Here is a 7,524-nt window from a genome sequence, read left to right as displayed (position 1 = left end):
GCGGTGCCTGGGGCTGGTTGGGGGGTCCCCTAGGGGGCCGGGCGTTTGGGTCGGGGGGGGACCTTCTGGGGGTTGGGGGGGCGGGGGGGCGGGGGGGGGGGCCCCGTCCCGGTCCGCCCCGCCCGCCGTGTCACTGGTGGGCCAGGATCTGGTTGACCTGGGACTCCGCGGTGGCGAGGAGCTTGTCGACGTCGGCGTCCTTGTTGGTGAGGATGCCGGACATCACGTTGTCGAGAACCTTGTAGATCTCCTGCGCCTTCGGCGGCTCGGCCTTGCCCGCGACGGGCTTGTCCATGTAGGCCTTGAAGTTCTCGACCGGCATGGTGGCGTGCTCGGTGCGGGCGGCGTCGTCCTCGGTCTTGGACTCGTTCAGCCAGAAGTTGGGCTGCGGGATGCCGACGGGCAGGCCGTCGGCCTTGGTGCGCGCCCAGTCGAACTGGCCCTTGCCGACGGTGAGGTTCTTGAAGTTGAGCCAGGCGACGGCGGCCTTGACCTTGTCGGACGAGATGCCCTTCTTGATCATGTAGTTGTTGCCGCCGGCCAACGTGTTCTTGCCGCCGGGGATCGGGCCCATGCCGAAGTTCTCGTACTTCGCGCCGAGTTGCTGCACCATGTACGCGATGTCGTCGGGCGCGGCGAGGAACATGCCGAGCTTGTCGGTGGCGATCTGCTTCTGCAGGTCGCCCCACTTCAGCAGCTGGGTCCTGCCCATGCTGTCGTCCTGCCAGCGCATCGCGTGCAGGTTCTCGGCGACCTGCTTGCCGAGTTCGTTGTTGAAGGCGGCCTTCTTGCCGCTCGGGTCGACGACGTCGCCGCCCACGCTGTACATCTGCGCGGTGAAGTGCCAGCCGCCGGTGTTGCCCGCGCTGTACTCGCCGAAGCCGGATATGCCCTTGCCGAGCCCGGCGATCGACTTGGCCGCGGCGCGGACGTCCTCCCAGGTGGCCGGGGGGTTGTCGGGGTCGAGGCCGGCCTTCTCGAAGAGCTTGCGGTTGATCAGCAGGCCCATCCGGTAGTTGCTGGTGGGCAGTCCGTACAGCTTGCCGTCGTGCTGCAGCGAGCCGAGGACGTCGGGGTCGATGTCCTTGAGCGCGGGGACGGACCTGTCGTTGACGTAGGCGGTGATGTCCTCGGCGCCGTCGTTGTCCAGCACCTGGGGCAGGTCGGTGAAGTAGGTGTAGAAGACGTCCGGCTGGGACTTCGCCTTGAGCATGGCGGTGAAGCGCGGCGGTTCCAGGCACTGGCCCGGCGTGGAGCGGCCCTCGACGGTGACGTTCGGGTAGGTCTTGTTGAACTCCTTCACGTCCTCCTTCCACTCCTTGAGCTCCGCCGCCTTCGCCGCGGGCGGCATGCAGTCGATGGTGATCGTCACCTTCGTCTTCGGGTCGAGCGGAGCGGAGGGATCCGACGAGCCGCCCCCCTGGGAGGCGGTGCTGTCGTCGCTGCTGCTCGTGCCGCAGGCGGCGAGCGTGCTCAGGCTGAGGGCGGAGACGAGAGCGATCGCGCTGGCGCGGCGGGCAGGGCGGAACCGGGCACTTCTCATGAGTGCTCCCCTTCGGGCATGAACGGCGAGGTCACCCCACCACCGGACGGCGGATGCGTTGTGGGGCGCGGCACACTCAACCACCGCCGACAAGTGAACGCAAGATCTCGCGCGCACTTCGTAATTATTGAACAACGGCCCGTCGGTTAGCTGTCTTCCGCTCGCACGATCACGGTCGTCCCTCGGTTCCCGCAGGCCCGGCCGGTGTCTCGTCAGAGCTGCGGGGCCTCGCTCTCCTCCACCATGCGGCGGCCGAGGCGCAGCACCGAGAAGAGCAGGGTCAGCACGGTGCCGGCGAGCGCCCAGGCGCCCAGGACCAGCAGCGGACCGGTGATCGCGCGCCCGCCGAAGTACCCGATGGACCGGGCGGTCCAGGTGCCGGCGCCGGGGATGAGGGCGGGCCCGATGTCCCGCCAGAACGGCGGCAGCAGCGGATACGGGTAGGCCCCGCCCGCGCTCGGGTTTCCGGCGATGACGACCACCAGGACGGTGAGCCCGATGCCGATGACGCCCAGCGCCCCCTGGAAGGCGAAGGTGACCGCCCCGGTGGCGAACACCACCAGCGCGCCGAGCCACCACAGGCCCACGGTGCTGCCCGGCATCGCCCCCAGCACGGGGCCGATCACCACCGCGCCCAGCAGCCCGAGCAGCACCGAGTACACCGCCAGCGTCAGCAGCCGGATCACCGCCCGGCGGAGGTTGGCGGGCCGGGCGCCGTAGCTCACGGCGAGGATCGCGGCGCACAGGTAGCCGCCCACGCACCAGCCGACGATCAGGTAGAACGACGACAGTCCGCGCGCGTCGCCCCGCTCGACGGGGACCAGGTCCACGGTGCGCACCTGGCGTCCCTGGCGGGCCTCCGCCTGGCCGACCACCTCCTCCAGCGCGTCCGTCACCGGGGCGCCGCCTCCGCTCGCCACCAGCAGCCGGTCGGCGGCGCCCGGGCCCGCGACGAGGGCGCCGTAGATCTTCCGGTCCTCGATCTGCTGCCGCGCCTCCTCGGCCGAGGCGAGCGGCCGGGCGTCCAGGGGGGAGCCGGGCAGCGCGTCCAACTGCCGCACCAGGCGGTCGCCGCCGCCCGGCGGGGTGACCACGCCGAAGGCGATGTCCCGGGGCTTGGGCTCGTGGAAGGCGCCGGCGTACGAGGCGATGAACAGCACCCCGAGCGCCAGCACGCCCAGGACCAGCAGCGCCGACCGCGGGCGCACCGCGTCCTTGACCTCTTCGGCGAACGTGGGCCCGGGCGCTCCACCACTGCTGCTCATGCCCCCCAGCCTGAGCGTCGGGCCGTCACCTCGCAGGCCCAGAGCGCCGGGTGGGGGAACGGACGGGGCCGCCCGGGTGCGTCGGCTCAGCCGGCCGGACGCCACCCGAGCAGCGGGCCCAGGCGGGTCGCGAGGTCGGTGAGGATCTGCTCGTGGTCCTCCCGGGCGAAGGTGAAGGGCAGGGCGAAGGCCACCTCGTCGATCTCCCGGTACGCGGCCAGGGCGAGGAGCCGTTCGGCGAGCTGCTCGCTGGGTCCGACCAGGTCGGGCGCGAACATCAGTTTTGCCGGGCCCTGCGGGGACCGGGTACGGGGGAGCCGCGCCCGGGCGTACTCCTGGTAGCGCTCGCGCTGGGAGGGCGAGGCGCTGTCCGTGGGGACGACGACCAGTCCCTGCGAGACGCGGGCCCCCGCACCGAGCGGGTGGGCGGCGCGGAAGGCACGGATGTGGGACAGCTGCACGGCGTCGAAGTCCGGGGCCTCGGCGTCCGGCGCCTCGACGTCCGGGGTGCCGACGTCCGGTCCCTCGGCCTTGACGACGCTGCTGGTCAGGAGGTTCATGCCCTGCTCCCCCGCCCACCGCGCGGAGCGCAGACTGCCGCCGCCGTACCACAGGCGCTCACGCAGACCGGGGGAACGGGGCTGGACCCGGTCGGAGTAGACCTCGATGCCCTCCGTCCCGCTGAAGCGTGACGCGGGCCGGCCCTCGATCAGGTCGAGCAGACGGCGCACCCGGCCGTACCCGAAGTCCTCGGCGTCGCCGGTGTCGGGGTAGAGGGAGTCCCTGACGTCCTCCCAGTGGACCGGCGGGCCGACGCTGACGCCGGGGTTGAGGCGGCCGCCGGACAGGACGTCCACGGTGGCCAGGTCCTCGGCCAGGCGCAGCGGGTTCTCCCAGCCCAGCGGAGTGACGGCGGTGCCGAGCTCGATGCGCCGGGTGCGCTGGGTGGCGGCGGCCAGCACCGCCACCGGCGAGGAGATGCCGTGCTGCAGGTGGCGGTGGCGCAGCCAGGCGCTGTCCAGGCCGAGCCGCTCGCCCAATTCGATCAGACCGAGCGTCTCCTCGTGGCCGGCGCGCGGATCGGCCTCGTCGAACGATCCGATGGTCAGGAAGCCGAGCTTGCGCAGCGGCCGGGTACCTGCGCCGGTGTCCGGGACGGGGGGCATGGGGCTCCTCGGTTCGGTGGGGTGACCTCACCGAACCGAACCCGCGGCGGGGCCCGGTTGTTCCGCGCGGCCTCCCCGGGACCGGCGGGTGACGCCGGCCCCGGGAGGCGCCGGCGGCGCTGCCCACCGTACGGATCACCGGCGCCCCCGGGGCGTCGCCTCAGTGGTCGTCGTCGCGGTCGTCGTCGCCTCCCCGACCGTCCCCGCCCCGGTCGCCTCGGTCGCCCCCGTGGTCGTCGTCGACGTCGTGATCGTCGCCGTCGTCGCGTCCGCCGTGGCGTCCGCCGTCGTCGTCGGTCCGGTCGTCGTCACCGCCGTGGTCGTCGGCCCGGTCGTCGTCACGGCCGTGATCGTCGGCGCTCGCCTTCCGTCCGCCGCCGTCGTCGCTCGCCCGGGGTCCCTCGGTCCTCGTGATCAGGCCGGTGGCGCGGTCGACGTCGACCCGGTACCGCATGCCGTCCCGGAGGATCCGCACGCTCCACACCGCGCGGCCGTGTTCCGCCTCCTGCTCAACCTCGAGCACGCGTCCCCCGCCCACGTCCGCACGGGCCAGTGCGACGGCGCGCTCCCGGGTCACGCCGGTGCTCCCCCACGCGGGCGTTCCGGTGGCGGCCGGGTCCGTGGGTACGGCGGACCCCGGCTCCCCGCCCTGCGTGGTGGGCGGCGCCTGCGACCCGGTGCCGGCCGGGGCCGCCGACACGGACCGGGCGGGAGCCCCGGCCGGTCCGTCGACGGCGAGTGCCGTGCCGACGACCGCGACCGTGGTGATCGCCCCGGCTGCGGCGAGGACGACGATGTTGCGCTTCATGGTGGACCTCCTCGGTGTGGCCTTGCGTGCTCCGAGGTTGTCCCGGGCGGGGATAGCGCCGCGCTGCGCCGCTGCTAACGGTCGGTTAAGGCGGGTCGGTCACGGCGTGCCGCCCGCCCCCTCCAGGAGAGGGCGGGCCGAGTTCGAGCGTCACCATCGCGCCGCCGCCCGGGCCGGTGGACAGCGTGAGTCCGCCGCCGCCGGCCCGGGCGGCGCGGCGGGCGATGTCCAGTCCGAGGCCGGTCGAACCGCCGCCGCTGGCGCCGCGCCGGACCTGGTCGGCCGAGAGACCGGGCCCCTCGTCGACCACGGTCAGCAGGGCCCCGCCCCCGGGGCCGGGCGCCAGGGCGACGGCGAACGCCGTGCCGTCCGGAGTGTGGGCGAAGACATTGCCCAGCAACGCGTCCAGCGCTGCGCCGAGTTCGTCGGCGCCGACCGCGACGGGCAGGGGCCGGTCCGTCACCTCGAGGGTGAGTTCCCTGCCGGTGTCCTCGGCCAGCACGGACCAGAACGCCACCCGGTCCCGCACGACGGTGAGCGCGTCGCAGGTCTCGACGCCGGCGCGGGCGGGGTCGCTGCGCCGGCGGGCCTGGAGGATGAGCCCGGTGACGGCGCGCTCGAGGGCGTCCACGCTGCGGGTGATGCGCGCCGCGTCGTCGGGGTCGGCCATCGACTCCGCCTCGAGCCGGAGCGCGGTCAGCGGCGTGCGCAGCCGGTGGGAGAGGTCGGCGACCTGTTCACGTTCCTCCCGCAGGAGTTCCTGGATCCGGGCGGCCAGGTGGTTGAGCGCACCGGCGACCTCGCGCACCTCGGGTGGACCGACGGGACGGGCCCGGGCGGTCAGTTCGGCCTTCGCCAGCCGGTGCGAGACGGTGGCGAGTTCCGCGATCGGACCGACCAGGGAGCGGCTGAGCCGGTCGGCGACGAGCAGCCCGAACAGCAGCAGCGCCAGGCCGAGGGCGGTGAGGGCCAGCCATGCCCGGGTCACCCCGCGGGTCAGCTCCGCGGCGGGTACGAACACGCGGATCACCGCGGGCCCGTCCGGCCGGCCCAGCACGACGACGACGATCTCGCGGCCCTCCGGCCGCTCCACGCTCCGGCTCGCTCCGGCGCGGGCGGCGAGCCGGACGGCGGTGGTCCGGGGCGCGGGCGTGCCCACCACCGAGCCGTCGGGAAGGAAGACGGTGACCGTCCCGCGTGACGTCGACGCCACCTGCGCGACGCTGTCCCGCAGGTTCGCGGGGTCGGCGGTGCCGACCGGCAGGACCAGGCTCTGGGCGTCCGCGCCGGCGGCGACGACGGCCCGGTCCGCGGCGACCGTGCGCAACAGCAGTGCGAGGGGCACCAGGAAGGCGAGGAGGGTGAGACACACGGTCGCCGCGACCAGCAGGGCGAGCCGCCGCCTCATCGCGGGACCGCGGGCGGGCTGAGCCGGACGCCGACGCCCCGCACGGTGTGCAGGTAGCGCGGGTGCTGCGCGGTCTCCCCGAGCTTGCGGCGCAGCCAGGACAGGTGGACGTCCACGGTCTTGTCCGCGCCGCCGTAGGGCACCTGCCAGACCTCGGAGAGCAGTTCCCTCTTGGTGACGACCTGGCCGGCCCGGCCCGCCAGATGGAGCAGCAGGTCGAACTCCCGGGGGGTGAGTTCGACGGCCGCGTCGTCCAGGGTGACCTCCCGGGCGCCCGGGTCGATCCGCAGTCCGCCGACGACGACCGCTTCCGCGGCGTCGGCCTGCCGGTGGGGCCCCCGCCGCAGCACGGCCCGCACCCTCGCCTCCAGCTGGGCCGCGGTGAAGGGCTTCACCACGTAGTCGTCGGCGCCCGCGTCCAGTCCGCGGACCATCTCGCTCTCGTCGTCCCGCGCCGTCGCGATGATCACCGGCACGGCGCTGACCGCGCGCAGCATGCGCAGCAGTTCGATGCCGTCCAGGTCCGGCAGGCCGAGGTCCAGGACGACGAGGTCGGGTCGTTCGTCCAACACCGCCTGGACACCGCTCATCGCGGTGCGGGCGGAGGCGACGGCGTGACCGTGCTCCCGCAGGGCGCGGACGAGCGGGGACCGGATCGCGGGGTCGTCCTCGATGAGCAGCAGGTGGGCCACACCGGCACGCTAGCCCAACGGGGCGCGCCCGCAAGGTCCTTAACCCTGTCTTAGGAGTCCGCGGGGCCGGCGTTAGGGGTGGGCGTGCCAGAGTGCGGGCATGCGTCGCCGTCCTCTTCTCGCCGCGGGCGGCCGGCTGGCCGCCGCGGCGCTCGCCACCGTCGCCGGCCTGGCCGCCGTGCGGGTCATCGGCGACGGGATCACCTCGTCCACCGGCACGGACGTGCTCACGCCGCGGGAGGCAGCGCGGCAGCTCGCCTCGGCCTCGGCCCTCCCGTCGCCCGCCGCCGATCCGGCGCCCGGGCCGTCCGGGTCACCGACGCCGTCCCGCTCGCCGGGACCCTCCGGGGCGTCGGCGGAGGTCTCCCCGTCCGGAGCCACGCCCCCCGCGTCCCCGGGGCCGGCGAGGAAGGTGGCGACCACCCCCGGCGGGACGGTGGTGGCCGAATGCCACGGCGCGCTGGTGACGTTGAAGTCGTGGGCGCCTGCTCAGGGTTACGGTGTCAAGAAGGCCGAGCCGGGACCGGACGAACACGCCGAGGTGAGCTTCGAGGGCGCCGCGGGCCGCGTCGAGATCCGGTGGCGCTGCGCGGACGGACGTCCCGTCGCCTCCTGGAAGACGGACGACTGACCCGTCGCACG

At 74.1% G+C, this 7,524-nt stretch carries 7 protein-coding genes; 1 reads left to right on the top strand and 6 read right to left on the bottom strand.

What is annotated here, in order from left to right; translation table 11 throughout:
- Window positions 1-130: 130 nt before the first annotated feature.
- The 6 genes from ACFRAV_RS15985 to ACFRAV_RS15960 form a co-directional block, all read right to left on the bottom strand.
- Entirely contained in the window at window positions 131-1,543 is a 1,413-nt protein-coding gene (locus ACFRAV_RS15985; protein ID WP_382555750.1) for an ABC transporter substrate-binding protein, read from the bottom strand.
- A gap of 212 nt (window positions 1,544-1,755) precedes the next feature.
- Window positions 1,756-2,808, bottom strand: coding sequence for a DUF3533 domain-containing protein (locus ACFRAV_RS15980; protein ID WP_382555748.1), 1,053 nt, complete (start codon window positions 2,806-2,808; stop codon window positions 1,756-1,758).
- A gap of 86 nt (window positions 2,809-2,894) precedes the next feature.
- Window positions 2,895-3,974 carry an LLM class flavin-dependent oxidoreductase gene (locus ACFRAV_RS15975; RefSeq protein WP_382555746.1) on the bottom strand — a complete coding sequence of 360 codons (1,080 nt, stop codon included), beginning with the start codon at window positions 3,972-3,974 and terminating at the stop codon, window positions 2,895-2,897.
- A gap of 160 nt (window positions 3,975-4,134) precedes the next feature.
- Window positions 4,135-4,782: a PepSY domain-containing protein gene (locus tag ACFRAV_RS15970; RefSeq protein WP_382555745.1), complete on the bottom strand. Its 648-nt coding sequence runs from the start codon at window positions 4,780-4,782 to the stop codon at window positions 4,135-4,137.
- 85 nt (window positions 4,783-4,867) lie between these two features.
- On the bottom strand, window positions 4,868-6,190 hold the full coding sequence (locus ACFRAV_RS15965; protein WP_382555742.1) for a sensor histidine kinase: 1,323 nt from the start codon (window positions 6,188-6,190) through the stop codon (window positions 4,868-4,870).
- Complete coding sequence (locus tag ACFRAV_RS15960; protein WP_382555741.1) at window positions 6,187-6,882, bottom strand: response regulator transcription factor; 696 nt, start codon at window positions 6,880-6,882, stop codon at window positions 6,187-6,189. Before ACFRAV_RS15960 ends, ACFRAV_RS15965 begins: the two co-directional genes overlap by 4 nt.
- A 100-nt stretch (window positions 6,883-6,982) precedes the next feature.
- On the opposite strand from ACFRAV_RS15960, the gene ACFRAV_RS15955 reads away from it, so the two are divergent.
- Window positions 6,983-7,513: a hypothetical protein gene (locus ACFRAV_RS15955; RefSeq protein ID WP_382555740.1), complete on the top strand. Its 531-nt coding sequence runs from the start codon at window positions 6,983-6,985 to the stop codon at window positions 7,511-7,513.
- The last annotated feature ends 11 nt before the right edge of the window (window positions 7,514-7,524 follow it).

The sequence above is a fragment of the Streptomyces sp. NPDC056600 genome (genome assembly GCF_042792855.1).
GTDB lineage: Bacteria > Actinomycetota > Actinomycetes > Streptomycetales > Streptomycetaceae > Streptomyces.
Note: the sequence above shows the minus strand (reverse complement) of the source record. Positions and strands in the feature narration are given on the sequence as shown.